Raw genomic sequence first — 26,844 nt, 5'->3', positions numbered from 1 at the left:
ACGCAATGCGCACCCTGTCAGGATGACGACCTCCGACAAGGGACGTGCCCATACCTTCGGTTTAGTCCATCGTTCCGGCGAAACAAGCGCAACGCGCAGGCGGTCGCCAGAACGGGATGCAGGACTCTAGTGACAGGGGCATGACGGGTTCTTGCAAAAAACTCCGGAGTTTTTGCGAAAAACTCCGGAGCACGACAGAAAACTCAGAGCTGGAAGCGGGTCAGCATGTCCTTCATCGTCTGCCCCAACTGGTGCAGCCCCTGGGCTGCCGACTCGGCCTGCTTGGAGCTGGACATGTTCTGTGCACTCGCCTCGCGAATGCTCTCCATGGCCTGCACCAGTTGATCCATGCCGGCCAGTTGCTGCTGGGCGGAAACGGCGATCTCGGCCACCGCCTGGGCACCCTCGTCGATGTTCAGCGACAACAGACGGATGGCCTCGCCGGCCAGCCCGGACTGCTTGACCCCCTCACTGACCGCCCGGCTGCCCTGCTCCGCCGCCAGCACGGTACTGCTGGTGGCGCGCTGGATCTCGCCGAGGATGCCGCGCACCTGCACGGTGGCCTGCTTGGACTGCTCGGCCAGGCTCTTCACCTCCTGCGCCACCACCGAGAAGCCCTTGCCCTGTTCGCCGGCCTTGGCCGCCTCGATGGAAGCATTGACCGCGAGCAGGTTGGACTGCTCGGCCAGATCGTTGACCGTGGCGATGATCTCGCCGATGGTCTGCACCTGCTCGGCCAGGTGGGTGATGTTCTCGCCGACCTGGTCCATTTGCTGGTGGATGCGGCGCATGCCTTCGACCACCTCGTCCACCGCGCGACGCCCGTCCTGGGATACCTGAATCGAACGCTGCGCGGTCTGCGATACCGATAGAGCGCGCTGACTGGAGAGCATCGCGGTCTGCTTGATCTCCTCCACCGTGGTGCTGGTCTCGCTGATGGCGGTGGCGGTTTCGGCCGTGCCGGCGGCGATCTGGTAGGCGCCGGCGGCAATCTCGCTGGCCGAATCGCTGAGCACGCCGATGCCGCCACGAATGTCACCGTTGATCTGGCGCAGGTCGACCAGCATCTGGGCGAAGGCGTTTCCGAGCAGGTCGTTATGCGACTGCGGCCTGACCTCGATGCTCAGGTTGCCGGCCGCGATCTGTCGCGCCGACTCGGCCATCTGCCGCAGAGCGTAGAGCATGCGCGAGAAGGCCTGGCCGAACTGATCGTCAGGCGACTGCGGCTGCACCTCGACGGCCAGGTTGCCGGCAGCGATCTGCCGCGCGGACTCGGCGACATGGCGCAGCGCCTGGATCATCGACGCGAAGGCCTGGCCGAACTGGTCATCCTGCGACTGCGGCTGCACCTCCACGCCCAGGTTGCCGGCGGCGATCTGTCGCGCCGACTCGGCGGTCTGGCGCAGCGACTGCAGCATGCGCACGATGGCCGCCTGCAGGGCGCCGACCTCGTCGGAGCGCGCGGGCAAGTTCAGGTCGACGGCCAGGTTGCCGGCGCTGACCTTGTCGGCCACCTCGCTGACGGCGCGCAGCGGCCGCGCGATGTGCTGGGTGAGGAACAGCGCCGCGGCCACCACGATCAGGGCCGACAGGGCCAGGCCGATCAGGATCGCCCGTTGCGTCTCCGCCGCGCTCTCGGTCGCGGCCTGGTCGCGCGCTGCCTGCAGGCTTTGCTCGTCGGCGACCATCTCGCCCACCAGGCTACGAATCTGGTCCATCAGCTGCTTGCCCTGGTCGGTCAGCACCTGCTGGCGGGCTACTTCCAGGCCCTGCTGGCGGCGCAGGTCGATGGTGCCGGCCAGCGACTGCAGGCGCCGCTCGATCAGCGGCCGCAGCTGCGCCAGGCGCCTTTGTTGTTCGGGATTGTCGATGGTCAGCTGGCGCAGGCTGCCCAGCTCGCCCTCGACGCGCGGCAGGGCCGCGGCATAGGGCTCCAGATACTGATCGCTACCGGTGATCAGGTAGCCGCGCTGGCCCGTTTCGGCATCCTTCACCAGCGACAGCAGGGTATTCAGCTGGGCGACCACCTCGTGGGTGTGCGCTACCCAACGGGCGGTCTCCTGCATGTGCAGGGTGTTGCGGTAGGAAATGCCGCCGATGACAACCAAGACCAGCAGAATCGCGCTGAAGCTGCCCCACAGCTTCGCGCCGATCGATAACCTCATGTCCCTGCCTCCCAGGCTCGTTATGACTCCCCGCCATCAGTGATAGCTCAGATTCGCCGATTTGGCCCAGGCCGAACCTGATGGCACCGCCGCAAACGCAGGTGCGCTAGCGCTCGATGATCTGCCCGCGCATCGGCGCCAGCCGGGCCAGCAGGCGGTTCTGCACCGGTACGGCGACGCCCTCCGCGTCCATCGCATCGATCAGGTCCTCGACCAGCGCATTGAAGTCGCCACGGTCGATGTTCAGCCCCTTGTGGCTCTCCTCCATGCTGTCGCCGGTGTACACGCAAGGCCCGCCCGCCTCGACGCAGATCTGCTCCACCAGCTTGTCGCGCAGGCGCTCGATGTCGATGTCGTCGAAGTGATGGGTGATGCGCGGATTGCGCGCGGCGTTGAGCAGCATGCCCTCGACGATGCGGGTGATGCCGGGTAGCTCACCGAGACCACGGTACAGGCTGTCATCTTTGGGCGGTGGCAGCGGAGCGCTGGCGCAGGCGGTGAGCAACAGGGCCAGCAGCAACGGCAGCAGGCGCATGGTCAGAAACTCCCTTGCAGGGACAGGTAGACGCCGTCCTGGTTGTCGAGGCCGGCGATCTCGCCGAGGCGGGCATAGGCCAGCACCACGGACAGGTGCTTGTTGGGAAAGTAGCCGATGAACAGGTCGGACCAGTCGTTCTCGCCGGCGAAGCTGAGATTGTCCGGTTTCTCGCGGTATTCCACGCCCACCGCCCAGCGGGGGTTGAGCAGCACGGCGACGGAGCCCTCCTTGAGCACCGAGTGCCTGTCGCGGCGGTCGCCGCCAAAGCCCAGCAAGCCCTGCTCGTTGGCCCGGCTGTAGCGCAGGTTGCCGTTGAGCAGCAGGTTGTAGCCGAAGGCGCCGCCGAGGAACAGGCGACTGGCCGCAAGGTAGGCTTCGGTGTCCTCGTCACGCTGCGCGCCGATCAGGCTCGGCACCAGGAAGTCTTTCTGCCGCTTGTATTCGAGGCCCAGGGAGACCTGCGGCAGGCGGTCGTAGATCAGGTCGCCGAACAGGCGCACCTTGAGCCCGACTATGTCCTGGCTGAGGCTTTTGTCCGGCAGGCTCAGGTCGCGGGCCAGGGTGCCCAGGTCGAAGCGCTGGCGGGCGTAGCTCAGCTCCACACGATTACCGTAGGACAGGGCCAGGCCGCCGACATCCAGGCGGTAGTCGCCGGTCTCCACCCGCGTCAGGAAGCTACTGCCGCCCCACTCGCCCTCCTCGCCGTAGCCGGCAATCACCGCCCAGGGCACGATGCCGCCGCCGGCCGCGCCGTCGATACTGGTGGCGCCACCGGTAGCCAGCAGGCGGCCCTGCTCGGCACAGGCGAGAGCGGGCAACAGGCCGCAGAGAAGAATGGTCAGGCGCTTGAGCATGCTCAGAATACCTTTGCCAGAGGAGAACCCTGCCACTGCCGCAGCCACTGCTCGAAAGCGGCGGCGGCCATCGGTTTGCCAATCAGGTAGCCCTGGGCAGTGTCGCAGCCCCAGCGCGCCAGCAACTCGAGCATCGGCGCATGCTCGATGCCCTCGGCCACCACCCGCAGGCCCAGGCTGTGGCTCATCTCGATGGTGGAGCGGACGATCACCGCGTCCTCGCTGTGCTCGTCCAGCTCGCGAATGAACGACTGGTCGATCTTCAATTCCTGCACCGGCATGCGCTTGAGTTGGGCCAGGGAAGAGTAGCCGGTGCCGAAGTCGTCCACCGACAGCTGGATACCCTGCTGACGCAGGCGCTGCAGTACCTCCAGGGCACGCTGCGGGTCCTGCATCATGGCGCTCTCGGTGATCTCGAACACCAGCTGTTCGGCCGCCACATGCCGTTCCCCCAGCTGCTGCCCGACCCGCTCGGCCAGCTGCAGATCGACCAGGTCCTCGGCCGAGATATTCAGCGAGATGTGCATGCGCAGGCCCTGCTCGTTCCATTCATGTAGCTGGCGCACCGCCTCGCCGATCACCCAGCTGGTGAGGAGCTGGATGCTGCCGGTGCGCTCGGCCAGGGGGATGAATTCGCCGGGCGAGACCATGCCGTACTGCGGGTGGCTCCAGCGCAGCAGGGCTTCGGCCTCCTGTACTCGGCGGCTGGCGATGTCCAGCTTGGGTTGGTAGTAGAGCAGCAGCTCGCCCTGTTCGGCGGCGTGGCGCAGATCGCGCACCAGGCTGATCTGCCGCTGGTGCGCGTCGTCACGACCCTGCTGGTAGACCTCCAGGCGCCCGGACTGCTGGGCGGCGTCCTGCATGGCGATGGCCGCGCGGCGCAGCAGGTCGTCGGGATTGTCGCCATGAGCTGGATAGCTGGCGATGCCGATGCTGCAGTCGAGGGCGATGTCCAGGTTGCCGACGCGCATCGGCTTGAGCAGCAACTGCTGCAGGCGGTCCGCGGCGGCGACGGCGCTGTCGCTGTCGCTGTTCTCCAGCATCAGCAGCAACTCGTCCGTCACCACCCGCGCCAGGCTGTCGCCGGGGCGCAGGATGGCCTGCAGGCGCCGGCTGAGCTGCTGCAGAGCCAGGTCGGCGCCGTCGATGCCGCAATTGGTGAGAATGGTGCGGTAGTTGACCACGCCCAGGTGCAGCAGGGCGACCGGTCGTTCCGCGCTGATCGCACTGCCCAGGCGCTCCAGGGCCAGGGTGCGGTTGGGCAGCCCGGTCAATGCGTCGTGCAGGGCGTTGTGGGCCAGCTGGCGTTCGCGCTCGGCAATGTCCTCCTGCATGCTGGTGAAGGCCTGGGCCAGGCTGCCCAGCTCGTCACGACGCTGCAGGATCACCGGCGTGCGGTAGTCGCCCTGGCCGATGCGCCGCGCCGCACGGGCGAGCACCTGGACCGGCTGGGCCAGGCTGCGCGCCAGCAACAGGGCGCCGAGCAGCGAGCCGAAGAAGGCGGCCAGGGCGATCAGCAGGATGTCGTGATCCAGCGGTGCGAAAGCCTTTTCCGCCTGATCCAGTGACTTGTGCAGCAGCGCCAGCACCTGGTAGTCGCCGGTATCGGCCAGGGTGTGCCACTCGCCCAGGTAGCGCAGGCCATCGGCCTCCAGCAGGCGACCACTGCCCTCCGGACTCAGTCGCAGTATTTCCTCGCGCACCCGCTCGTGCAGGCTCGCCGGCAGGGTGCTGATCCAGCCGCTGGTGGTGCCGCGCTCGATGGACACCAGGGTCAGCTCCAGGTGCGTCAGTTCGCGCAGCTCCTGGGCGAAGGCCTCGTCGATATGGAAACCCATCACCACCCGGGCGATCGGCAGCGGCGCACTGACGACGGAATCCACCAGCAGGTACAGCTCGCCATCCAGCGGCAGCAGCAGTACCCGCGCGCCCTGCCCGGCCGGACCTTGCAGGCGGCCAGCCAGGCGCCCGGCGGCAGCAGCGCCGATGCGATCGTCGCTGCTGCCCTGCAGGCTGCCATCCAGGCCGAATAGCAGTACGGCGTCGGCATTGATCCGCGCGCCGTGGTTGCTCAGGGCCGAGCCGATGGTCTCGCGGTCGCCGCTGGCCACGGCGTCCTTGAAGCCGAAATCCGCCGCCAGCACCTGCACAGCGTCGCGCAACTGCCGTCCACGCAGTTCGATGAGCTGCTCCAGCACCCGGCCACCGACCCCCAGTTCTTCGCGCAACTGGCTCTGCACGGCGGCGCCGGTAGCCGCCTTGACCGAGAAGTAGAGGGCACCGACCACCACCAGCAAGAGCAGGATCAAGACCCCGGCGATGCGCGACTGGAAGCTATGGCTGAACTTCACGCGTGGCCTTCCTGAAGGCTTCACCGAAGGCATCCGGCTTAGGTGACGTCGGCTCCGTCGGAGCGGCGCCTGCCACGGCCAGGGGGAAGCGCTGGCTCAGCCCCTTCTCCGGTACCTGCAGGCTGCCTGCGGCCTGCGGCAGCATCTCGGCCAGCTGCGGATGCCAGAGCGAAACCTGGTAGTCCCCCGCCGGCAGGTTGTCGATCACCAGCCGCCCCTGGGCATCGCTGACAGCGAACCAGGGATCATCGGTGACATAGATGTAGCCCACCATCCAGTCGTGGATATTGCAGCCGAGCACCACCACCCCCGGCTTGTCGAACAGCACCGGCTCGCTGGGCGTGCCCTTGTACAGGCGCAGCTCGAAGCGCTTGGCCGGCGAGAAGGAATAGACGTGGTGGCGGATGTTGTCGCTGTTGGGAAACTTCACTGCGGTGCCGCTGCGCACGGCGAGCACGGTGGGCATGAACTGCTTGTCGCGCTGGTCCATTATCGCCGGCTCGTTGTGCGCCGAGGCGCCCACGCCCTTGAGGCTGAGCACGGCGTTGGCCAACGGCTGTCCCTGGCCGTCCACCAGTTCGGCGGCAAGCCCGGAGGCGCCGACCGGCAAAGCGATGCAGCTCAGGAGCAGAGCCAGGGCGGAAAAGTGGCGCTTCATGGCGATGACTTCCACAGCCCGCCGGCGCGGGCGACTGTGCTTCGGGAGTTCTCGCAGCGTAGCCGACAGCCCGGCCAAGTTCACCTCAGGACAATACGCTGCGATCGAAAATAAACCCTCCGGCAGCCTGCGGCCGATGCTCCAGCAGGTTCTGCGGGCGGCCCATGCGCGGCTGGTTCTTCTCGCCGGTGTCCAGGATCCAGCCGTGCTGCTTCATCTTCTCCAGCCGCCCGCGCAGGGTGGTGTGCTGCACCGACTGGCCAAGGCTGGCCTGGAACGCGACCAGCGCCTCGGTGACGGTGAAGCGCGGCGCCAGCAGGTACAGCGGCAGCGAGGTATACACCGCCTTGCCGGCCAGGCGCTCGGTGGCCTGAGCCACCAGTTGCGCGTGGTCGAAGGCCAAGGACTGGTGCCCCGCCAGCACCTCGGCCAGGGCAATGAAGCGCAGATCATCGCCTTGCAGCTCGGTGTCCGGCGCCAGCAGCGCGAGATAGAAGGTCGACAGCGACCAGCCGCGCGGATCACGCAACGCGTTGCCAACCGTGGCCACCTGCTCCAGGTGGACCGGGGCAATCCGTGCTTTGTCCTGCAACGCACGCTCGGCGGCGGCGTCCAGGCTGGCATCGGCGCAGCGGCCGTTGACCAGCACGCCGGGCAGCGCCCATTCGCCGGCGCATGGCGCCTTGTCACGGCGGATCAACAACAGCTCCAGCCCCGCCTCGCCCAGGCGCAGCGCCACGATATCCACCCCGGCCAGCACTTCGGCGGAAGCCATGCCCTCTCCTTCGCAATCTTCAGACTTATTTCATCTTGACGAATAAATCCCGGAGTTTCACCCCGAAGAGAGAAAAATCACTTGCCAACTTATTTCATCAGATGGAATATGTAGCCATCTCCACGGCACGAGGAATGCCAAGATGAAAATCGCCAGCTTCGACGTCGACGCGCAAAAGGGCTTCACCCCCCTGTGCCCGAACGAGCTGCCGGTTCCCGGTGGCGATGCCATAGGCCCTGCCCTCAACCAGCTGGCCGAGCGCGCCAGCCTGCGCCTGGGCAGCAAGGACGCGCACAGCCCGCAGGCCGCCTGGGTGGCGCCGAGCCACGCGGAGATGCTCAAGCCGCTGCCGCTGGCCAATGCCGACCTGTCCTGGGTCAGCCACTGCGTGCCTGGCACGCCGGGCTTCGAGCTGCTCGACGAGCTGCCCGCCCCGCTGGACTACGACTACTTCGTGTGGAAAGGCGTGGAGCCGGACCTGCACCCCTACGGCGCCTGCTACCACGACCTGGCCGAGAGGCGCAGCACGGGCGCCATCGAGTTTCTCCGGCACAATGGTGTGAGTCGCGTACTGGTCGGCGGCCTGGCCCTGGACTACTGCGTGAAAACCACCGCCCTGCAACTGCGCCGCGCCGGCTTCGCCGTCGATGTGCTGCTGCCAGCCTGCCGGGCCATTGCCGAAGACACCGCCAACGCCGCCTGCGCCGAGATGCGCGCCGCCGGCATTGCCCTGCACACCAGCCTCGACGAACTGGATGCAGCGCTGGGAGACAACTGAGATGACCGAGAGCGTATTCGCCGAACGCATCGTGCAGAACCTGCTGGACACCGACTTCTACAAGCTGACGATGATGCAGGCGGTGCTGCACAACTACCCCAACGCCGAGGTGGAGTGGGAATTCCGCTGCCGCAACAGCGAAGACCTGACGCCCTACCTGGCCGAGATCCGCTACCAGATCGAGCGCCTGGCCGAGCTGGAGGCCACTGCTGACCAGCTGGCCTTCCTCGAACGCATCCCGTTCATGAAGGCCGACTTCATCCGCTTCCTCGGCCTGTTCCGCTTCAACCCGCGCCATGTGCAGGCCGGTATCGAAGACGGCCAGCTGTGCATCCGCCTGCGTGGCCCCTGGCTGCACGTGATCCTCTACGAGATTCCGCTGCTGGCGATCATCAGCGAGGTGCGCAACCGCTATCGCTACCGCGAGGTACTGCTGGAGCAAGCCGGCGAGCGTCTGTACGAGAAGTTCGACTGGCTCAAGCGCGAGGCTTCGGCCGATGAGCTGGACGGCTTCCAGGTCGCCGACTTCGGCACCCGCCGGCGCTTCTCCTACCGCGTGCAGGAGCAGATGGTACGGATCATGAAGCGCGACTTCCCCGGCCGTTTCGTCGGCACCAGCAACGTGCACCTGGCCCGTGAGCTGGACCTGCGGCCGCTCGGCACCATGGCCCACGAGTGGCTGATGGCACACCAGCAACTCGGCCCGCGCCTGATCGACAGCCAGAGTGCCGCCCTAGATTGCTGGGTGCGCGAGTACCGCGGCCTGCTCGGCATCGCCCTGACCGACTGCATCACCATGGATGCCTTCCTGCGCGACTTCGATCTGTACTTTGCCAAGCTGTTCGACGGCCTGCGCCACGACTCCGGTGATCCGCTGCAGTGGGCGGAAAAAGCCATCGCCCACTACGAGAAACTCGGCATCGACCCCATGAGCAAGACCCTGGTGTTCTCCGACGGCCTCGACTTCGAGAAGTCGCTGCAGCTCTACCGTGCACTTTCCGGCCGTATCCACGTAAGCTTCGGCGTCGGCACCAAGCTGACCTGCGACATCCCCGGCGTCGAACCGATGAACATCGTGATCAAGATGACCGCCTGCAACGGCCAGCCCGTTGCCAAGATTTCCGACACACCGGGCAAGACCCAGTGCCGCGACGAGAACTTCGTCAGCTACCTGAAACACGTTTTCCGCGTATGAGGACCCAGCCATGAGCAACCGCCAAGCCGAAATCGCCGCCGCCCTCGACGTGGTGCCGCCCTTTGCCGACGAGGCCTCCCTGATCGCCGAGATCGACAAGCGCAAGGCCTTCATCAAGCAGTGCCTGAAGAGCTCCGGCCTGAAAGTCCTGGTGCTGGGCATCAGCGGCGGCGTCGACTCCACCACCGCCGGGCGCCTGGCCCAGCTGTCGGTCGAGGAACTGCGCGCCGAGACCGGTGACGCCGCCTATCGCTTCATCGCCGTGCGCCTGCCGCATGACACCCAGCACGACGAGCACGATGCCCAGGACTCGCTGCGCTTCATCAGCGCCGACGAAAACGACACGGTCAACATCGCCGGCAGCGTGCGCGGCCTGGGTGAGCAGGTCGCTCACCTGCAGAAGCTGCCCGATGCCCGACGCGATTTCGTCAACGGCAACATCAAGGCGCGCATCCGCATGGTCGCCCAGTTCGCCATCGCCAACGCCAACAACGGCCTGGTGATCGGCACCGACCACGCCGCCGAGGCGGTGATGGGCTTCTTCACCAAGTTCGGTGACGGCGCCTGCGACCTGGCCCCGCTCTCCGGCCTGGTGAAGAACCAGGTCCGCGCCATTGCCAAGCATCTGGGTGCGCCGCTGCACCTGGTGCAGAAAACTCCGACCGCGGACCTGGAAGAGCTGCGCCCGGGCAAGCCGGACGAAGAGGCCCACGGCGTGACCTACGCCGAGATCGACGCCTTCCTGCACGGCCAGCAGGTCAGCGACGAGGCCTACGCCACCATCGTGCGCACCTACGACAACACCCGGCACAAGCGCGAACTGCCACTGGTGCCCTGAGGAGCGTCAGGACCCGGCGATGGGATCGGGCGGCGGCTGATCGGGAATGGTCGGCTCGCCCGGCGGCGGTGGCAGGTTCGGCTCATGAGGCAGGTCCGGCGTATCCGGGTCGGGCTGACCGGGAATGCCGCCGCCGTACGCCACAGAGCGCAGCCCTGCGGCAAACATGATTGAGTCCATGGTGAGATCCTCCGTGGCGAGCTCTGAAGGGTAGAGTCCGCCCCGGCGCAAGAATTCACATGATCTGCAAGAGGCAGTGAGCGGGCGCCCCAGCCTCGGCGAAACAGGCGTTGCAGAGGCGTTGCGGCAAACCCAGGCGGGGCGAACTAGGCTGACACGCGCAGCCCTCTGGTTCAGGAAAGGAACCCCTCATGTCCGATCTGCCGCCCATCGATCCACGCATCCCTCGCACCCTGCTCGATACGCTGATCCGCGCGGGACTCATCGCCACCCTGGTGGTGGCCTGCTACGAGATATTCCACCCCTTCCTCAGCCTGATGGCCTGGGCGACGATCCTCGCCGTCACCCTTTACCCGCTGCACGGAATGCTCAAGACCCGCGTCGGTGGCGGCGAAGGCCGCGCCGCCGCGCTGCTGGTAATCATCGCCATCGCCATCCTGCTGGTGCCGGCCTACCTGCTCGGCGCCTCGCTGACGGAGTCGGTGCAAAGCGTCATCGCGGTGGTCAAGGAAGAAGGCGTGCACCTCCCTGCTCCACCCGCCGCCATTGCCGACTGGCCACTGATCGGCAAGCCCTTGTACGCCTTCTGGGCGCAGACCGCCGCCGACCTCAGTAGCGCACTGCAGCAAGCGGCCCCACATATGAAGGGCGCGGCGCTGGGTCTGCTCAGCAAGCTGGCTGGTGCCGGCGTCGGCCTGCTGGTGTTCATCGGTGCGCTGATCATCGCAGGCGTCATCATGGCCTACGGTCAGACCGGCCACGCCAGCGCCCAGCGCATTGCCAATCGTGTGGTCGCCGAGGGCCACGGCCGCAACATGACCGCCCTGTGCACCGCCACCACCCGCGCAGTCGCCCAGGGCGTGATCGGCATCGCCTTCATCCAGATGCTGCTGATCGGTGCCGGCTTCATCGTCAAGGGCGTGCCCGGCGCGGGCCTGCTGGCCCTGGGTGTGCTGATCATCGGCATCATGCAGTTGCCGGCCACGCTGATCACCCTGCCGGTGATCGCCTATGTGTTCTTCGCCGAAGGCGCCAGCGTGACGGTGATCATCTTCGCCATCTACACCTTCGTCGCCGGTATGGCAGACAACGTGCTCAAGCCCATGCTGCTGGGCCGCGGTGTGGACGTGCCGATGCCAGTAGTGCTGATAGGTGCGCTGGGCGGCATGGTGGTGGGTGGCATCATCGGCCTGTTCATCGGCCCGGTGCTGCTGGCCGTCGGCTACAAGCTGTTCTGGCAATGGGTAGACCAGCAACCCGTACCGGTACAGTCCGGCACCGTGGAGGAGCCCGAGCAGCCCTAGTAGTTGCCTTGACAGAAAGCAACCCATACAAAAAAGCCGGGCATTGCCCGGCTTTTCGTTCCCTCAAAGCATCAGGCCTTGGGCAGGGTCACGCCAGTCTGGCCCTGGTACTTGCCACCGCGATCCCGGTACGACACCTCGCAGGCCTCGTCGGACTGCAGGAACAGCATCTGCGCCACGCCTTCGTGGGCGTAGATCTTCGCCGGCAGGTTGGTGGTGTTGGAGAACTCCAGGGTCACGTGGCCTTCCCACTCCGGCTCCAGCGGCGTGACGTTGACGATGATGCCGCAGCGCGCGTAGGTGCTCTTGCCCAGGCAGATGGTCAGCACGTCACGCGGAATGCGGAAGTACTCGACGGTACGGGCCAGGGCGAAGGAGTTCGGCGGGATAATGCAGACGTCGCTGTTGATGTCGACGAAGCTCTTCTCGTCGAAGTTCTTCGGGTCGACCACGGCCGAGTGGATGTTGGTGAACACCTTGAATTCGGCGGCACAGCGCACGTCGTAGCCATAGCTGGAAACGCCGTAGGAGATCACCTTGTTGTCGTCGGCACCACGGATCTGGCGCTCGACGAACGGCTCGATCATCCCGTGTTCCTGGGCCATGCGGCGAATCCACTTGTCCGATTTGATGCTCATGGCGGGCGTCCTGAAGCTGTTGGCTGAAAAATGATCGCGCATCTTACCGGGCGCCACGGCATCCGGCAAAGGGCCCCGGACGGGTCGACGGCAAGGCCCTCGGCCGCTAGGCTGGGCGCCTTTGTCCATCAGGAACGGATACCTGCATGCTCGACCAGTTCATTCCCTTGCTCTACCTCAAGCTCAGCTCGCAGCGCATCTGCGGCCTGCACCTGCCGTCCGGCAAGGTCTTCGACGAACCACCGGTGCTGGCACTGCAGACCATCAAGGGCAAGCGCGAGGCCATTGCCGTTGGCCACGCTGCAGCAAAGCTGCAGGGGCAACCACAGGTGGAGATACTCAACGGTTTCGACCACCCGCGTTCGCTGCTGGCCGATTTCGCCGTCGCCGAGAAGACCCTGCAGCTGCTCGTACGCCAGATTGCAGGGAAAACCTTCCTCAAGCCGGAAGTGGTGCTGCACCCTCTTGAGCACCTGGAGGGCGGGCTGACGCAGATGGAGCGGCGTGGTCTGTATGAGCTTTGCCGCGGCGCGGGCGCCAACAAGATCCATCTCTGGATCGGTCGCGAGCTGACCGCCGAGGAACTACGTTCCCGGCAGTTCCCCAGTGAAGGCGGCTCGCTGCTGACGCCCTGAGGCGTCAGTCGTCGCTGATCTCGATGGTCGGCATCGCCTGCGCACCCAGCCCTGACTGGGCGATGCGCGCGCCGACGCTACGGGCCATTTCTTGGTAGATCATGGCGATCTGGCTCTCGGTGTCGGCCACCACGGTCGGCTTGCCGCCATCAGCCTGCATGCGAATCGCCATGGACAGCGGCAGCGAGGCCAGCAGGTCGACGCCGTACTGGGCCGCCAGCTTCTCGCCGCCACCCTCGCCGAACAGGTGCTCGGCATGGCCGCAGTTGCTGCAGATATGCACGGCCATGTTCTCCACCACGCCCAGCACCGGGATGTTGACCTTGCGGAACATCTCCACGCCCTTTTTGGCATCCAGCAGGGCCAGGTCCTGCGGGGTGGTGACTACCACCGCGCCGGCCACCGGCACCTTCTGCGCCAGTGTCAGCTGGATGTCACCGGTGCCCGGCGGCATGTCGACGACCAGGTAGTCCAGGTCATCCCAGGCGGTCTGGGTCACCAGCTGTAGCAGCGCGCCGGAAACCATCGGCCCGCGCCATACCACTGGAGTGTTGTCGTCGGTGAGGAAGGCCATGGACATCACCTGCACGCCATGGGCCTGCAGCGGCACGAAGAACTTCTGGTCACGCACCTGCGGACGAGTGCCCTCCGGGATGCCGAACATGATGCCCTGGCTGGGCCCGTAGATATCGGCGTCGAGAATGCCGACACGCGCACCCTCGCGGGCCAGCGCCAACGCCAGGTTGGCCGCGGTAGTGGACTTGCCCACGCCGCCCTTGCCGGACGCCACGGCGATGATGTTCTTCACCCCGGCCAGTGCCGGAACCTGCTCCTGAGCCTTGTGCGCGGCGATGGCCACATCCACCTTTACCTGCGCGGACTCCACTCCATCCAGGCCTTCCAGTGCCATCTGCAGCATCTGCGCCCAGCCGTTCTTGAACAGGCCGGCGGGGTAACCCAGCTCCAGGCGCACGGCGACCTTGCCGCCCTGGATGTCGACTTCACGCAGGCAGCCGGCGCTGACCGGGTCCTGGTTCAGATGGGGGTCGGTGAACTGACGCAGGCGGGCTTCGACCGCTTCGCGGGTGACGGCGCTCATGGGGCAACTCCGAAAGGCAGAGCAAAACAGGCGGGCATATTACCCCAGGGTCGCGCCCCGCACGGATGAAAAAAAACCGCCGCGCCTATATAGTGGCCGACTTCCCTCGATTCACCTGTACGGCCTGCTCACCATGTCCGAAGCCCGCAAGATTCTCGTTACCAGCGCCCTGCCCTACGCCAACGGCTCGATCCACCTCGGCCACATGCTCGAGTATCTGCAGACCGACATGTGGGTGCGCTTCCAGAAACTGCGCGGCAACCAGGCCATCTACGTCTGCGCCGACGACGCCCACGGCTCGGCCATCATGCTGCGCGCCGAGAAGGAAGGCATCACGCCGGAACAGCTGATCGACAACGTCCGCGCCGAACACATGGCCGACTTCGCCGACTTCGGCGTGGACTTCGACAACTACCACTCGACCCACTCGGAAGAGAACCGCGAGCTGTCCGCCGCCATCTACCTGGCCCTGCGCGACAACGGCCACATCGCCACTCGCTCGGTGACCCAGTACTTCGACCCCGAGAAGGGCATGTTCCTCGCCGACCGCTTCATCAAGGGCACCTGCCCGAAATGCGCGGCCGAGGACCAGTACGGCGACAACTGCGAGAAATGCGGTGCCACCTACGAGCCGACCGAGCTGAAGAACCCGCGCTCGGCCATTTCTGGCGCCGTGCCGGTGCTCAAGGACTCCAAACACTTCTTCTTCAAGCTGCCCGACTTCGAGGCCATGCTAAAGACCTGGACCCGCAGCGGCACCCTGCAGGACGCCGTGGCCAACAAGATCGCCGAATGGCTCGATGGCGGCCTGCAGGAGTGGGACATCTCCCGCGACGCGCCGTACTTCGGCTTCGAGATTCCCGACGAGCCGGGCAAGTACTTCTACGTCTGGCTGGATGCGCCGATCGGCTACATGGCCAGCTTCAAGAACCTGTGCAGCAAGCGCCCGGAGCTGGACTTCGACGCCTTCTGGAACAAGGACTCGACCGCCGAGCTGTACCACTTCATCGGCAAGGACATCGTCAATTTCCACGCCCTGTTCTGGCCGGCGATGCTGGAAGGCGCCGGCTACCGCAAGCCGACCGGCGTCAACGTGCACGGCTACCTGACCGTCAACGGCCAGAAGATGTCCAAGTCGCGCGGCACCTTTATCAAGGCGCGCACTTACCTGGACCACCTGAACCCGGAATACCTGCGCTACTACTACGCCTCCAAGCTCAGCCGCGGCGTGGACGACCTCGACCTGAACCTCGAGGACTTCGTGCAGAAGGTCAACTCCGACCTGGTCGGCAAGGTGGTCAACATTGCCAGCCGCTGCGCCGGCTTCATCCACAAGGGCAACGCCGGCGTGCTGGTCAACGCCAACCCCGAGCCCGAGCTGTGGGCCGCCTTCCAGGCCGCCGCGCCGAGCATCGCCGAAGCCTACGAGGCCCGTGACTTCTCCCGCGCCATGCGCGAGATCATGGCCCTGGCCGACCGCGCCAACGCCTGGATCGCCGACAAGGCGCCGTGGGCACTGAACAAGGTCGAAGGCAAGCAGGCCGAGGTCCAGGACATCTGCGCCCTGGGCGTCAACCTGTTCCGCCAGCTGGTGATCCTGCTCAAGCCGGTGCTGCCGAAGCTGGCGGCCGACGCCGAGGCCTTCCTCAACGTCGCCCCGCTGACCTGGGACGACCTGGCCACTCCGCTGGCCGACCACCAGCTGAACCCGTTCAACCCGCTGCTGACCCGTATCGAACCCGCGAAGATCGAAGCCATGACCGAAGCCTCCAAGGAAGACCTCGCCGCCGAAGCCACCAAGCCTGCCGGCAATGGCGAGCTGACCAAGGACCCGCTGGCTGCCGAGATCAACTTCGACGCCTTCGCCGCTGTGGACCTGCGCATCGCCCTGATCGAGAAGTGCGAGTTCGTCGAGGGCGCCGACAAGCTGCTGCGCCTGTCGCTGGATATCGGCGACGAGAAGCGCAACGTGTTCTCCGGCATCAAGTCCGCCTACCCGGACCCGAGCAAGCTGGAAGGCCGCCTGACCCTGTACGTGGCCAACCTGGCCCCGCGCAAGATGAAGTTCGGCATCAGCGAAGGCATGGTTCTGGCCGCCGGCCCAGGTGGCGAGGAAATCTACCTGCTCAGCCCGGACAGCGGCGCCAAGCCAGGCCAGCGCGTCAAGTAAGGCTAGCCTTGTAACAGGCCCGCCACGCCAGTCGCGGGCCTGGAGCAGATACGCATGAGCGACTTCCTCTTCGCCCTGATCGGCGCCGCGCTGGTCAGCAACCTGATCCTCGGCCTGCCGCTGGCCGCCGACGCCCTGCGTAGCGCCCGCGTACAGGCGCTGGGGCCGGCCGGCGCATTACTGATCCTGCTCGCTGCGCCCAGCGCCTGGTTGCTGCAACAGGCTCTGCAGGCTGTCGACCTGACTTATCTCTCCCTGCTCGTCAGCCTGCCGCTGCTGGCAGCCCTGAGCTGGCTCAGTCTGGCTCTGCTGGCACGTCTGCGTCCCGCCCTGCCCCTGGACGGCTTGTGGGCCCTGCTGCTCGGCAATGGCCTCGGCGCCATGTTGCTGGCGCGCACGCTGGAGAACTTCTCCACTGCGCTGGCCCTCGGCATCGGCGGTGGCCTGGGCTTCTGGCTGGTACTGCAACTGATGAGCGACCTGCTCGAACGCATCGAGCAGTGCGATGTACCCGCAGCCTTCCGCGGCACGCCGATCCTGCTGATCGCCGCCGGCCTGATGAGCCTGGCCTTCCTCGGCTTCAGCGGCATGGGGGCAGCATGAGCAGCGCGCTGCGACGCATTGAGGCCATCGACGCCCTGCTGCCGCAGACCCAGTGCGGCAAGTGCGGCCATCCTGGCTGCAAGCCCTACGCCGCGGGCATCGCTAATGGTGAGGCGATCAACAAGTGTCCGCCGGGCGGCACCGCCACCATCCACGCCCTGGCGCGCCTGCTGGAAGTGCCGGAGCTGCCGCTGGAGCTGCCCGCCGTACCGCCGCAGATCGCGCTGATCCGCGAGGCCGAGTGCATCGGCTGCACCAAATGCATCCAGGCCTGCCCGGTGGACGCCATCGTCGGCGCGGCCAAGCTGATGCACACGGTGATCACCGCAGAATGCACCGGCTGCGAGCTGTGTGTGGCGCCCTGCCCGGTCGACTGCATCGACATCCTGCCGCTGGCAGGCAGAGAGGCCGATCAGCAGCGCGAGCGCGCCGACCAGTTCCGCAGCCGTCATGAGGCGCATCTCGCCCGCCTGGCGCGTGACGAAGCCAGGCGCAAGGCCGAGCGCGCCGCCCGTGCGCCTGCGGTGAGTGCGGCCACGCCGACAGCGCAACCGGCCGCGAGCAACGACGACAGCTACAAGCGCCTGAAGATCGAGGCGGCCATGGCCAAGGTGGTGCTGAGCAAGGCCGAGAAGCAGCTGGCCCAGCGCGGCAACCCTGAACTGCAGCGCCAGGTGGACGAATTGCGCCAGGCCGCCGAGCAGGCCCAGCGCGCGCTGGAAGCAGCCACGCCGCCGGCGCCAGCCGCTGCCACGCCCGGCATCGCCGCGCTCAAGCAGGCCAAGATCCAGTTCGCCCTGCGCCGCGCCGAGCTGGACAAGGCCACGCGCCAAGGCGCCGACGACAGCACACTACAGGCGTTGCGCGCCAATCTGGAGGCCGCCGCCCAGGCCCTGCATGCCGCCGAAGAAGCCAGCGGCAAGCCGCTGCCCGATCTGGTACGCACCGACAAGCACCAGGTCGACCCGCAGCTGCGCGAGCTGAAGACCGAGCATGCCTATGCCCGCGCCGAGCTGCTGCGCCTGGAGCGACGCCTGGCCGCCAATGCCGCTGCGGTGGATACCGACACCCTGCAGCAGGCCCGCCAGCGCCTGGCGCATGCCGAGCGACAGCTGCATGACTACCAGCAGCCCTGAGATCGCCTTCGACCCACGCCCGAGCATGCAGCGGGTGCTGCTCGCCTGCCTGCCCGGCGCCCTGGCCCTGCTCTGGTTCAACGGCTGGGGCCTGCTGATCCAGTTGCTGCTAGCCATCGCCACCTGCTGCGCCTGCGAGCTGCTGACCCGCCGCCTGCGCGGCCAGCCACTCACGCCGCAGCAGCACAGCCTGTTCGAGCAGCCGCTGCTGGCCGAAGGCAGCGGCCTGGTCAGCGCCCTGCTGCTAGCCCTGGCCCTGCCCGGCTACGCGCCTTGGTGGCTAACAGTGGCCAGCGCCGCCTTCGCCAGCCTGTTCGGCAAATCGTTGTTCGGCGGTTTCGGCAGCAACCCGTTCAACCCGGCCATGCTCGGCTACGCCTTTGCCCTGGTCGCCTTCCCGGCGCAGATGGTGCATTGGCCGGCACCTGGCGGCGGCCACGACCTGCTCGCCGGGCTGCAGCAGATCTTTGGCTTCGGCCCCGGCCTGCCGGATGGCTGGAGCCAGGCCACGGTGCTGGACAGCTTGCGCCACAACGACCGCCTGACCGTCGACGAGCTATTCGCCAGCCACCCGGCCTTCGGCGGTGTCGGCGGGCGTGGCGTGGAATGGGTCAACCTGACCTTCCTCGCCGGCGGCCTGTTCCTCCTGCAGCAGAAGGTGATCCGCTGGCAGGCGCCGGTCGGCATGCTCGGCGCCCTGTTCGTCGCCAGCCTGCTGTGCTGGAGCGGCTCGGGCTCCGACTCCAACGGCTCGCCGCTGCTGCACCTGTTCAGCGGTGCCACCATGCTCGGCGCCTTCTTCATCATCACCGAGCCGGTCAGCGGCCCGGATAGTCCGCGCGGGCGCCTGTACTTCGGTATCGGCGTCGGCCTGCTGACCTATGTCATCCGCACCTGGGGCGGCTACCCGGACGGCCTAGCCTTTGCCGTGCTGCTGATGAACCTCTGCGTCACCCGCCTGGATCGCCTGGGAGCACCGCGATGAAGCGCGCCGCCCCGCTCCTGCTGCTGATCGCCCTGCTCGGCGCCGGCCTGCTCGTCGTCTTCCAGCATTTCGCCGCGCCGCGCATCGAGCAACGGCGCGAGGCCGCCGCCGAACGCACCCTGCTCGACCTGCTGCCCGCCGGCAGCTACGACAATCGCCCGCTACGCAGCCCCATCGCGCTGCCCGCCGGCGGCCTGCTGGGCAATACCAACGCCGAACCGGGCTACCTGGCCAGCCTGAACGGCCGACCCAGCGCCGTGCTGCTGCCGGTCAGCGCCCGCGGCTACGAGGGACCGATCCGCCTGCTGGTGGCGATCAGCGCGGATGGCCACCTGCTCGCCAGCAAGGTGCTGCAACAGCAGGAGACGCCGGGCCTGGCCGATCTGCTGGCGCCGGAGCGGGCCCACTGGCTGGGCGGTTTCGCCGACAAGACGCTGGAGGCAAAATGGACGCTACGCGCAGATGGCGGCCAGGTCGACCAGATCGCCGGCGCTACCGTCACCTCGCGCGCAGTCACCGATGCCCTGCAGCGCGCCCTGCGCTTCTTCGATGCCAACCGCGAGCGACTACTGGAGGCGCAGCCATGAAGCGCTCTGTGCAGCTGCTCACCCTCGCGCCTTTACTGGGCTGCACCGATCTGCTGATCAAGGCTTTCGGCATCGGCCTGTGCGGCCTGCTGGTTCTGCTGTTCTGTGGCCTGCTGCTGCCCCCTCTGCGCGCGCGGCTGCAAGGCAATGGCCTGGTGCTGGCCGCTCTGCTGATTGGCGGCATCCTCGCCAGTGCCGCGGCGCTTGCGCTGCAGTTGCTCAGCGCCGAGCTGGCCGGCGCCCTGGAGCTGTTCCTGCCGCTGCTGATCCTGCCCTGCCTGGCGCTCGCCCTAGACGACCAGCACACGGCACTGGCCGGCCTCAGGCCCGGACTGAACTTCGCGCTGCTCGCCACGCTGCTCGGCGGCCTGCGCGAGCTGCTCGGCAATGGCAGCCTGTTCGCCCATGCCAACTGGCTACTGGGGTCCGCCGCCAGCGGCTGGCACTGGTCGAGCGGCATGTCGCTGCTGACGCACGCCGCCGGCGCCTTTATCCTGCTCGGCCTGTTGCTCGCCCTGCTCCGCCACTTCAACCAAGACGACGCCCGATGAACGCCGCCAAGCGCTTTGAGATCTTCCGCCGCCTGCACGAAGACAACCCCGAACCCAAGACCGAACTGGCCTACACCACGCCCTTCGAGCTGCTGATCGCGGTGATCCTCTCCGCCCAGGCCACCGACGTGGGCGTGAACAAGGCCACGGCCAAGCTGTACCCGGTGGCCAACACCCCGGAGGCCATCCATGCGCTGGGCGTCGAGGGTCTGAGCGAGTACATCAAGACCATCGGCCTGTACAACAGCAAGGCCAAGAACGTCATCGAGACCTGCCGCATCCTCGTCGAGAAACATGGCAGCCAGGTGCCGGACAACCGTGAAGACTTGGAAGCGCTGCCGGGCGTCGGCCGCAAGACCGCCAACGTGGTGCTCAACACCGCCTTCCGCCAGCCGGCCATGGCGGTGGACACGCATATCTTCCGCGTCAGCAACCGCACCGGCATCGCCCCGGGTAAGAACGTGCTGGAAGTGGAGAAGAAGCTGGTCAAGTTCGTGCCCAAGGAATTCCTCCTGGACGCGCACCACTGGCTGATCCTGCACGGCCGCTACGTCTGCCAGGCGCGCAAGCCGCGCTGCGGCGCCTGCCGCATCGAGGACCTGTGCGAGTACAAGGCCAAGACTTCCGACGATTGATTGGCCAATGAATCAGGCATGGACCTGATTGAAAAAATCTTTTTTACCAGCCCCGGACTTTGTCGCTATAAGGTGCGCCATCAGCCTCCGAACTCTGGAGTTGGCCCATGAGCACTGACAAAGAAGAACTCGAAGTCGAAGACGACTTCGCCGCCGAAGACAGCGACGACGCCGGCGAGCGCACGGTAGAGGTCGCCAAGACCAACCTGACCAAGCGCCGCATCATCGACAACATGCTCGCCGAGCGCCGCCTGCAGAAGCAGTTGAACGACTACGACTACGACTTCTGAAGGCCGGATAGAAGAAAGCCCCGCATCGCGGGGCTTTTTCGTTACTGATTGACTACCTGTTGGCGCTCGTGCCGCGTGCACTTGTTGGCATACATGGCGCTGTCTGCCTGTTGCAGCAGGGTATCCAGGCCGCTACCGCCACGCAGCCCCGACTCGGCGAGGCCGACACTCAGCGACAGCGGCCGGCCGGTGGTGCGGCGGAAGGTATCCAGCGCCCGATGCAGGCGCAGCAGTACCTCTTCACTGCTGGTGTAGTCGCTGGCCAGCACGACGAACTCGTCACCGCCCAGGCGCGCTACCACATCGGTGCTGCGGAACAATGAGCGCAGCAGCTGTGCGGCATCGATCAGCATGGCGTCGCCGGCAGCATGGCCGAAGCGGTCATTGGCCTGTTTCAGGTAATCCAGGTCGGCGTACAGCAGCAGGCAGCGCCCACCGCGCCGCCGTGCCGACTCCAGTTCGCGCTCGGCCAGCAGCAGGAAGCCACGCCGATTGCTCAGGCCGGTGAGTTCGTCGGTCAGCGACAGCTGGCGCACCTCCGCGGCCATACGCTCACGCTCGCGCATTTCGGCCTGCAGGCGCTGATTGACCTCGACCAGCTGCAGGGTGCGATCCGCCACCCGGCGCTCCAGCTCGGCATAGACCTGCACATTCTCCATGGCAATGGACGTGGAGTCGGCCAGTGCCTGCAGCAACATGACCTGCTGCTCACTGGCCTCGTGCGGGGTGGCCCAGTAGGTGCCAATCGCGCCGATCGGCTCCAGGGTGCGGATGGGCACCATGACCAGGCTCTTGACGAAGGTCGGCCGGTAGGCCGCGTGGGGAATGCGCGAGTCCGCGTAGATATCGGGAATCACGGTGGAACGGCGATTGAGCATGGCCCAGCCGCTGATGCAGGCGCTCAAAGGAAAGCGCTGCCCCTTCCACAAGGGCGAAATGGCGTCCTCGTCGCGATAGAAACATTGCTGCCCGTCGCGCAGAACGAAGGTGGCGCCATCGGCACCGGTCAGCTCGCGGGCCGCGCTGCGGACAATCTCCGCAACACGGTCCACATCCTTCGCCATCGACAGCTCCTGAACCACCCGAATCAGACGCAGCGCCTGCGGATCAGCCGTCATGGGACACCTCGATGGCCAGGCAAATGGCCATTAGCCCTGTAAGCATTCACCTACAAAGCACAACGGCTGTCAATCCTTTCGCGACGGCGACAGCAGCTCGATCTTGTAGCCGTCCGGATCCTCGACGAAGGCCAGGATGCTGGTGCCGTGCTTCATCGGGCCCGGCTCGCGGGTGATCTTGCCGCCACGGGAGCGGATGTCCTCGCAGGCCTTGTAGACGTCTTCCACTTCCAGGGCGATGTGACCGTAGGCGGTACCCAGCTCGTACTTGTCGACGCCCCAGTTGTAGGTCAGCTCGATCACGCTGTTCTCGGCCTCGTTGCCGTAGCCGACGAAGGCAAGGGTGAACTGACCGTCCGGGTATTCCTTGCGACGCAGCAGGGTCATGCCCAGCACTTCGGTGTAGAAGGCGATGGATTTATCCATGTCGCCGACGCGCAGCATGGTATGCAGCAGTCTCATCGGGGTTTCCTCATCGGTGCCCTTTTGCGGGCTTATAAAAACAGAACCCCGGCTCGTGGCCGGGGTTCGTCTGGCTCGGCGCTAGCTTATCAGAACAGCTTGCGGCCCTTGCCGGCGGCGATGCGCATGCGCAGGGCGTTGAGCTTGATGAAGCCCGCCGCGTCGGCCTGGTTGTAGGCGCCGCCGTCTTCCTCGAAGGTCGCGATGTTGGCGTCGAACAGCGAGTCGTCGGACTTGCGGCCAACCACGATGACGTTGCCCTTGTACAGCTTCAGGCGTACCACACCGTTCACGTTGGTCTGCGAGGCGTCGATCATCTGCTGCAGCATCAGACGCTCCGGGCTCCACCAGTAGCCGGTGTAGATCAGGCTGGCGTACTTGGGCATCAGCTCGTCTTTCAGGTGGGCCACTTCGCGGTCCAGGGTGATCGACTCGATGGCGCGGTGGGCGCGCAGCATGATGGTGCCACCGGGGGTCTCGTAGCAGCCACGGGACTTCATGCCGACGTAGCGGTTCTCGACGATGTCGAGGCGACCGATACCGTTGGCGCCGCCGATGCGATTCAGCTCGGCCAGCACCTGGGCCGGGGTCAGGTCCTTGCCGTCGATGGCAACGATGTCGCCCTTGCGGAAGGTCAGCTCGATGTAGGTCGGGACATCGGGAGCAGTCTCCGGGGAGACGGTCCACTTCCACATGTCTTCTTCGTGCTCGGTCCAGGTGTCTTCCAGCACGCCACCTTCATAGGAGATGTGCAGCAGGTTGGCGTCCATGGAGTACGGCGACTTCTTCTTGCCGTGGCGCTCGATAGGGATGGCGTGCTTCTCGGCGTAGTCCATCAGCTTCTCGCGGGACAGCAGGTCCCACTCACGCCAGGGAGCGATCACTTTCACGCCCGGCTTGAGGGCGTAGGCACCCAGCTCGAAACGCACCTGATCGTTGCCCTTGCCGGTGGCGCCGTGGGAGATGGCGTCGGCGCCGGTCTCGTTGGCGATCTCGATCAGGCGCTTGGCGATCAGCGGGCGGGCGATGGAGGTACCCAGCAGGTACTCGCCTTCGTAGATGGTGTTGGCGCGGAACATCGGGTAGACGAAGTCGCGAACGAATTCTTCGCGCAGGTCATCGATGTAGATTTCCTTGACGCCCATGGCCTGAGCCTTGGCGCGAGCCGGCTCGACTTCTTCGCCCTGGCCGAGGTCGGCGGTGAAGGTCACCACTTCGCAGTTATAGGTGTCTTGCAGCCACTTGAGGATCACCGAGGTATCCAGGCCACCGGAATAGGCCAGAACTACCTTCTTAACGTCCGCCATGCCAATCAACTCCACGGGTTGTACGGAAAACCGGGGATTCTACCGGCCGTGTGGAATGATTTACAGGGGCGCGACAGACTCTAGCGACAAAGCGACAGATTTATTGACCGTCAGGTCTTCAGGATTGCGCAGCGGGAGTGGCCGGAGCTTCGGCAGCAGGAGCCGGCTGGCTGGGCGCCGGCACCGCGCTTGGCGCGGGGTTGGCCGGGGCCTGCGGCTCGGGTTCCGCCTCTACCACCGGCTCACGGGACAGCGTCATGGTCACCCGGCGATTCTTCGCCCGGTTGGCCGCGTTGCTGTTCTTCACCAGCGGGTAGCGCTCGCCGTGGAAGCGCACCACGATCTGCTCGGCCGGAATGCCACGCGACTTGAGGTACTCCTCCACCGCCATGGCGCGGCGCCGCGACTGGTCGCGGTTGGTCAGGCGATTGCCGCCGTTGTCCGAATGGCCGTCGAGCTGGATGCGGTTGATGCTGGGGTCGGCCTTCATGAAGTCGAGGATGATGTCGATCTTGGCCTGGGCCAGCGGCTCCAGCGTGGTGCCGCCGGGGAAATCGAGCTGGGTCTGGCGGATCTGGTCGAAGTTGACCGGCAGCAGGCCAGCCGTGCACTTGAGGTAGTCGTTGTAGGCCTGGTTGAACTTCACCGGCAGCAGGCGCACTTCCAGGCTGTCACCGCCCTGCAGAGTGCGGTGGCGAACCAGCGGGCTGCGCCCTTCCATCAATCCAGTGAGCAGGCGCCCGGCCTGCTCCTGGTTGCTGTTGAACGGCACCTGGCCGCTACCAACCGCCAGCGCTCCCAGGTTGATGTCGCCACGCCCCGGCTGCCAGGGGGCTGCGGCCGCCAGGAGGATTGCCGACCCCGAGCCCAGCCAGCGCTCGCGCACCTTGAGACGGAAAGTCGCCTGCTCACCGGCGCGGCGCACGAACTCGCCACTGCCAAAGTCGGCAATCGGCTGACTCAGACGGCACTCGAACTGGTCTCCCTCGACCTTCCACTCCACTTTCTCCATGCGCGTCTGGAAAGTGATGGCCGCAGCCGGCATGCACCAGGGCACGCAGGCGAGCAGGCTAAGTAGAAGGTGGCGGGGCTGGCGCAAGATCGGCTCCAGTAGGAGATACGGCTTTCAATGCCCGTATCGGCAGTATCGACGGAAACTTGATAGGCCAGAAGGGAGTGCTCTCGTAACGCTCGCGATCACGGACGAAACGGAAACAGCCCCGGAGCAAAACTGGTAGCATTTGCGCACGTTTTACCTGCCGGGAATCCCCATGTCCGACCGTATCACCCTGCTGCGCCCAGACGACTGGCACATCCACCTGCGTGATGGCGCCGTCCTGCAGCACACCGTCCGCGATGTCGCACGGACCTTCGCCCGCGCCATCATCATGCCCAACCTGGTACCGCCGGTGCGCAATGCCGACGAAGCCAGCGCCTACCGCGAGCGCATCCTGGCCGCCCGCCCGGCCGGCAGCCGCTTCGAACCGCTGATGGTGCTGTACCTCACCGACAAGACCAGCGCAGACGACGTGCGCGCCGCCAAGGCCAGCGGCTTCGTGCATGCCGCCAAGCTGTACCCGGCAGGCGCCACTACCAACTCCGATTCCGGCGTGACCAGCATCGACAACATCTTCCACGTCCTGCAAGCCATGGCCGAAGTCGGCCTGCCGCTGCTGGTGCATGGCGAAGTGACCCGCGCCGAAGTCGACGTGTTCGACCGCGAGAAGCGCTTCATCGACGAGCACCTGGTACGCGTGGTCGAGCGTTTCCCGACCCTGAAAGTGGTGTTCGAGCACATCACCACTGGCGATGCCGTGCAGTTCGTCAACGCCGCCCCGGCCAACGTGGGCGCGACGATCACCGCCCATCACCTGCTGTACAACCGAAACCACATGCTGGTTGGCGGCATTCGCCCGCACTTCTATTGCCTGCCGATCCTCAAGCGCAACACCCACCAGGAAGCCCTGCTGGATGCGGCCACCAGCGGCAGCCCGAAGTTCTTCCTCGGCACCGACTCGGCGCCGCATGCCAAGCATGCCAAGGAAGCCGCCTGCGGCTGCGCTGGCTGCTACACCGCGCATGCCGCCATCGAGCTGTACGCCGAGGCCTTCGAGCAGCGTAACGCGCTGGACAAGCTGGAGGGCTTCGCCAGCCTGAACGGCCCTGATTTCTATGGCCTGCCGCGCAACACCGATCGCATCACCCTGGTACGCGAGGAGTGGACCGGCCCGAGCGAGCTGCCGCTGGGCGACAACCTGGTGATTCCGCTGCGCGCTGGCGAGAAACTGCAATGGCGCCTGCTGGAGGATCAAGCGTGAGCGAAGACAACTTCGACGACGAACTCGACGGCAGCCTGCCTTCCGGCCCACGCCACCCGATGGCCGCGCGCTTCCGCGGCTACCTGCCGGTGGTGGTGGACGTGGAGACCGGCGGTTTCAACAGCGCCACCGACGCCCTGCTGGAAATTGCCGCAACCACCATCGCCATGGACGAGGACGGCTTCCTCTACCCGGATCACACCCACTTCTTCCGTATCGAGCCCTTCGAGGGCGCCAATATCGAGGCGGCGGCACTGGAGTTCACCGGCATCAAGCTCGACCACCCGCTGCGCATGGCGGTGAGCGAGGAGCATGCGCTGACCGAAATCTTCAAAGGCCTGCGCAAGTCGATCAAGGCCAATGGCTGCAAACGCGCCATCCTGGTCGGCCACAACAGCAGCTTCGACCTCGGCTTCCTCAACGCCGCCGTGGCCCGTTGCGACCTCAAGCGCAACCCGTTCCACCCCTTCTCCAGCTTCGACACCGCCACCCTGGCCGGTCTCGCTTACGGCCAGACCGTGCTGGCCAAGGCCTGCCAGGCCGCTGGCATCGACTTCGACGGCAAGGAAGCGCACTCCGCGCGCTACGACACCGAGAAGACCGCCGAGCTGTTCTGCGGCATTGTCAATCGCTGGAAGGAAATGGGCGGCTGGGACGACTTCGACCGGTAAGCG

General features: G+C 66.1%; 28 protein-coding genes. 15 read left to right on the top strand and 13 right to left on the bottom strand.

Annotation, left to right across the window (positions count from 1 at the left end):
• Positions 1-203: 203 nt before the first annotated feature.
• The 6 genes from PTT45_RS08055 to PTT45_RS08030 form a co-directional block, all read right to left on the bottom strand.
• Positions 204-2,165, bottom strand: coding sequence for a CHASE3 domain-containing protein (locus PTT45_RS08055; protein ID WP_273812566.1), 1,962 nt, complete (start codon positions 2,163-2,165; stop codon positions 204-206).
• A 106-nt stretch (positions 2,166-2,271) separates the two neighbouring features.
• Positions 2,272-2,700, bottom strand: coding sequence for a group I truncated hemoglobin (locus tag PTT45_RS08050; protein WP_273812564.1), 429 nt, complete (start codon positions 2,698-2,700; stop codon positions 2,272-2,274).
• 2 nt (positions 2,701-2,702) lie between these two features.
• A complete protein-coding gene (locus PTT45_RS08045; protein ID WP_273812563.1) occupies positions 2,703-3,557 on the bottom strand; it encodes a DUF3034 family protein in 855 nt (284 codons plus the stop codon).
• Positions 3,558-3,559: 2 nt separating this feature from the next.
• Positions 3,560-5,908 carry a putative bifunctional diguanylate cyclase/phosphodiesterase gene (locus PTT45_RS08040; protein ID WP_273812562.1) on the bottom strand — a complete coding sequence of 783 codons (2,349 nt, stop codon included), beginning with the start codon at positions 5,906-5,908 and terminating at the stop codon, positions 3,560-3,562.
• Complete coding sequence (locus tag PTT45_RS08035; RefSeq protein WP_273812561.1) at positions 5,892-6,566, bottom strand: methylamine utilization protein; 675 nt, start codon at positions 6,564-6,566, stop codon at positions 5,892-5,894. Before PTT45_RS08035 ends, PTT45_RS08040 begins: the two co-directional genes overlap by 17 nt.
• An 85-nt stretch (positions 6,567-6,651) precedes the next feature.
• Positions 6,652-7,341 (bottom strand): NUDIX hydrolase, encoded by a 690-nt coding sequence (locus tag PTT45_RS08030; RefSeq protein WP_273812560.1) that lies wholly within the window; start codon positions 7,339-7,341, stop codon positions 6,652-6,654.
• A gap of 142 nt (positions 7,342-7,483) precedes the next feature.
• On the opposite strand from PTT45_RS08030, the gene PTT45_RS08025 reads away from it, so the two are divergent.
• Genes PTT45_RS08025 through nadE form a run of 3 tightly spaced genes read left to right on the top strand, consistent with a single transcriptional unit; the run spans position 7,484 to position 10,152 of the window.
• Positions 7,484-8,119, top strand: coding sequence for a nicotinamidase (locus tag PTT45_RS08025; protein ID WP_273812559.1), 636 nt, complete (start codon positions 7,484-7,486; stop codon positions 8,117-8,119).
• 1 nt (position 8,120) lies between these two features.
• Positions 8,121-9,314, top strand: a complete 1,194-nt coding sequence (pncB, locus tag PTT45_RS08020; protein WP_273812558.1) for a nicotinate phosphoribosyltransferase — start codon at positions 8,121-8,123, stop codon at positions 9,312-9,314.
• 10 nt (positions 9,315-9,324) lie between these two features.
• Complete coding sequence (gene nadE / locus PTT45_RS08015; RefSeq protein WP_273812557.1) at positions 9,325-10,152, top strand: ammonia-dependent NAD(+) synthetase; 828 nt, start codon at positions 9,325-9,327, stop codon at positions 10,150-10,152.
• A 6-nt stretch (positions 10,153-10,158) separates the two neighbouring features.
• On the opposite strand, the gene PTT45_RS08010 is transcribed toward nadE, so the two are convergent.
• The gene (locus PTT45_RS08010) at positions 10,159-10,332 is read right to left on the bottom strand and encodes a hypothetical protein (protein ID WP_273812555.1); all 174 of its coding nucleotides are present in this window, start codon (positions 10,330-10,332) and stop codon (positions 10,159-10,161) included.
• Positions 10,333-10,523: 191 nt separating this feature from the next.
• On the opposite strand from PTT45_RS08010, the gene PTT45_RS08005 reads away from it, so the two are divergent.
• Positions 10,524-11,636 (top strand): AI-2E family transporter, encoded by a 1,113-nt coding sequence (locus PTT45_RS08005; protein ID WP_273812554.1) that lies wholly within the window; start codon positions 10,524-10,526, stop codon positions 11,634-11,636.
• 71 nt (positions 11,637-11,707) lie between these two features.
• Here PTT45_RS08005 and dcd read toward each other — a convergent pair whose 3' ends face one another.
• Positions 11,708-12,274, bottom strand: a complete 567-nt coding sequence (gene dcd, locus PTT45_RS08000; protein WP_043310142.1) for a dCTP deaminase — start codon at positions 12,272-12,274, stop codon at positions 11,708-11,710.
• Between the two features lie 146 nt (positions 12,275-12,420).
• On the opposite strand from dcd, the gene PTT45_RS07995 reads away from it, so the two are divergent.
• Entirely contained in the window at positions 12,421-12,909 is a 489-nt protein-coding gene (locus tag PTT45_RS07995; protein WP_273812553.1) for a rod shape-determining protein, read from the top strand.
• 4 nt (positions 12,910-12,913) lie between these two features.
• On the opposite strand, the gene apbC is transcribed toward PTT45_RS07995, so the two are convergent.
• Positions 12,914-14,008 carry an iron-sulfur cluster carrier protein ApbC gene (gene apbC, locus PTT45_RS07990; RefSeq protein ID WP_273812552.1) on the bottom strand — a complete coding sequence of 365 codons (1,095 nt, stop codon included), beginning with the start codon at positions 14,006-14,008 and terminating at the stop codon, positions 12,914-12,916.
• A gap of 133 nt (positions 14,009-14,141) precedes the next feature.
• Here apbC and metG point away from each other — a divergent pair, with 133 nt between their 5' ends.
• The 8 genes from metG to PTT45_RS07950 all read left to right on the top strand — a co-directional run bounded on the left by metG (position 14,142) and on the right by PTT45_RS07950 (position 20,965).
• Positions 14,142-16,178 carry a methionine--tRNA ligase gene (metG, locus tag PTT45_RS07985; RefSeq protein WP_273812551.1) on the top strand — a complete coding sequence of 679 codons (2,037 nt, stop codon included), beginning with the start codon at positions 14,142-14,144 and terminating at the stop codon, positions 16,176-16,178.
• Between the two features lie 54 nt (positions 16,179-16,232).
• Positions 16,233-16,781, top strand: a complete 549-nt coding sequence (locus PTT45_RS07980; RefSeq protein WP_273812549.1) for an Rnf-Nqr domain containing protein — start codon at positions 16,233-16,235, stop codon at positions 16,779-16,781.
• Entirely contained in the window at positions 16,778-17,917 is a 1,140-nt protein-coding gene (locus PTT45_RS07975; RefSeq protein WP_443218160.1) for an RnfABCDGE type electron transport complex subunit B, read from the top strand. The genes PTT45_RS07980 and PTT45_RS07975 overlap by 4 nt, the downstream gene beginning before the upstream one ends.
• Complete coding sequence (locus PTT45_RS07970; RefSeq protein ID WP_273812548.1) at positions 17,898-18,902, top strand: RnfABCDGE type electron transport complex subunit D; 1,005 nt, start codon at positions 17,898-17,900, stop codon at positions 18,900-18,902. Before PTT45_RS07975 ends, PTT45_RS07970 begins: the two co-directional genes overlap by 20 nt.
• Positions 18,899-19,489 carry an RnfABCDGE type electron transport complex subunit G gene (locus PTT45_RS07965; protein ID WP_273812546.1) on the top strand — a complete coding sequence of 197 codons (591 nt, stop codon included), beginning with the start codon at positions 18,899-18,901 and terminating at the stop codon, positions 19,487-19,489. Before PTT45_RS07970 ends, PTT45_RS07965 begins: the two co-directional genes overlap by 4 nt.
• The gene (locus tag PTT45_RS07960) at positions 19,486-20,040 is read left to right on the top strand and encodes an Rnf-Nqr domain containing protein (RefSeq protein WP_273812545.1); all 555 of its coding nucleotides are present in this window, start codon (positions 19,486-19,488) and stop codon (positions 20,038-20,040) included. The genes PTT45_RS07965 and PTT45_RS07960 overlap by 4 nt, the downstream gene beginning before the upstream one ends.
• Positions 20,037-20,675: an endonuclease III gene (gene nth, locus PTT45_RS07955; protein WP_273812543.1), complete on the top strand. Its 639-nt coding sequence runs from the start codon at positions 20,037-20,039 to the stop codon at positions 20,673-20,675. The genes PTT45_RS07960 and nth overlap by 4 nt, the downstream gene beginning before the upstream one ends.
• 107 nt (positions 20,676-20,782) lie before the next feature.
• On the top strand, positions 20,783-20,965 hold the full coding sequence (locus PTT45_RS07950) for a PA3496 family putative envelope integrity protein (protein WP_273812542.1): 183 nt from the start codon (positions 20,783-20,785) through the stop codon (positions 20,963-20,965).
• A 41-nt stretch (positions 20,966-21,006) separates the two neighbouring features.
• On the opposite strand, the gene PTT45_RS07945 is transcribed toward PTT45_RS07950, so the two are convergent.
• The 4 genes from PTT45_RS07945 to PTT45_RS07930 form a co-directional block, all read right to left on the bottom strand.
• Entirely contained in the window at positions 21,007-22,083 is a 1,077-nt protein-coding gene (locus tag PTT45_RS07945; RefSeq protein ID WP_273812541.1) for a GGDEF domain-containing protein, read from the bottom strand.
• Between the two features lie 69 nt (positions 22,084-22,152).
• Positions 22,153-22,545: a lactoylglutathione lyase gene (gene gloA, locus PTT45_RS07940; protein ID WP_273812540.1), complete on the bottom strand. Its 393-nt coding sequence runs from the start codon at positions 22,543-22,545 to the stop codon at positions 22,153-22,155.
• Between the two features lie 89 nt (positions 22,546-22,634).
• Positions 22,635-23,852: an argininosuccinate synthase gene (locus PTT45_RS07935; RefSeq protein WP_273812539.1), complete on the bottom strand. Its 1,218-nt coding sequence runs from the start codon at positions 23,850-23,852 to the stop codon at positions 22,635-22,637.
• Between the two features lie 118 nt (positions 23,853-23,970).
• Positions 23,971-24,951 carry a flagellar protein MotY gene (locus tag PTT45_RS07930; protein ID WP_443218159.1) on the bottom strand — a complete coding sequence of 327 codons (981 nt, stop codon included), beginning with the start codon at positions 24,949-24,951 and terminating at the stop codon, positions 23,971-23,973.
• Between the two features lie 172 nt (positions 24,952-25,123).
• Here PTT45_RS07930 and pyrC point away from each other — a divergent pair, with 172 nt between their 5' ends.
• Together pyrC and rnt are read left to right on the top strand one after the other, a co-directional pair.
• The gene (gene pyrC, locus PTT45_RS07925; RefSeq protein ID WP_273812538.1) at positions 25,124-26,170 is read left to right on the top strand and encodes a dihydroorotase; all 1,047 of its coding nucleotides are present in this window, start codon (positions 25,124-25,126) and stop codon (positions 26,168-26,170) included.
• Positions 26,167-26,841, top strand: coding sequence for a ribonuclease T (gene rnt / locus PTT45_RS07920; protein ID WP_273812537.1), 675 nt, complete (start codon positions 26,167-26,169; stop codon positions 26,839-26,841). Before pyrC ends, rnt begins: the two co-directional genes overlap by 4 nt.
• The last annotated feature ends 3 nt before the right edge of the window (positions 26,842-26,844 follow it).

The organism is Pseudomonas sp. Gutcm_11s, assembly GCF_028649395.1.
Lineage (GTDB): Bacteria > Pseudomonadota > Gammaproteobacteria > Pseudomonadales > Pseudomonadaceae > Aquipseudomonas.
Note: the sequence above shows the minus strand (reverse complement) of the source record. Positions and strands in the feature narration are given on the sequence as shown.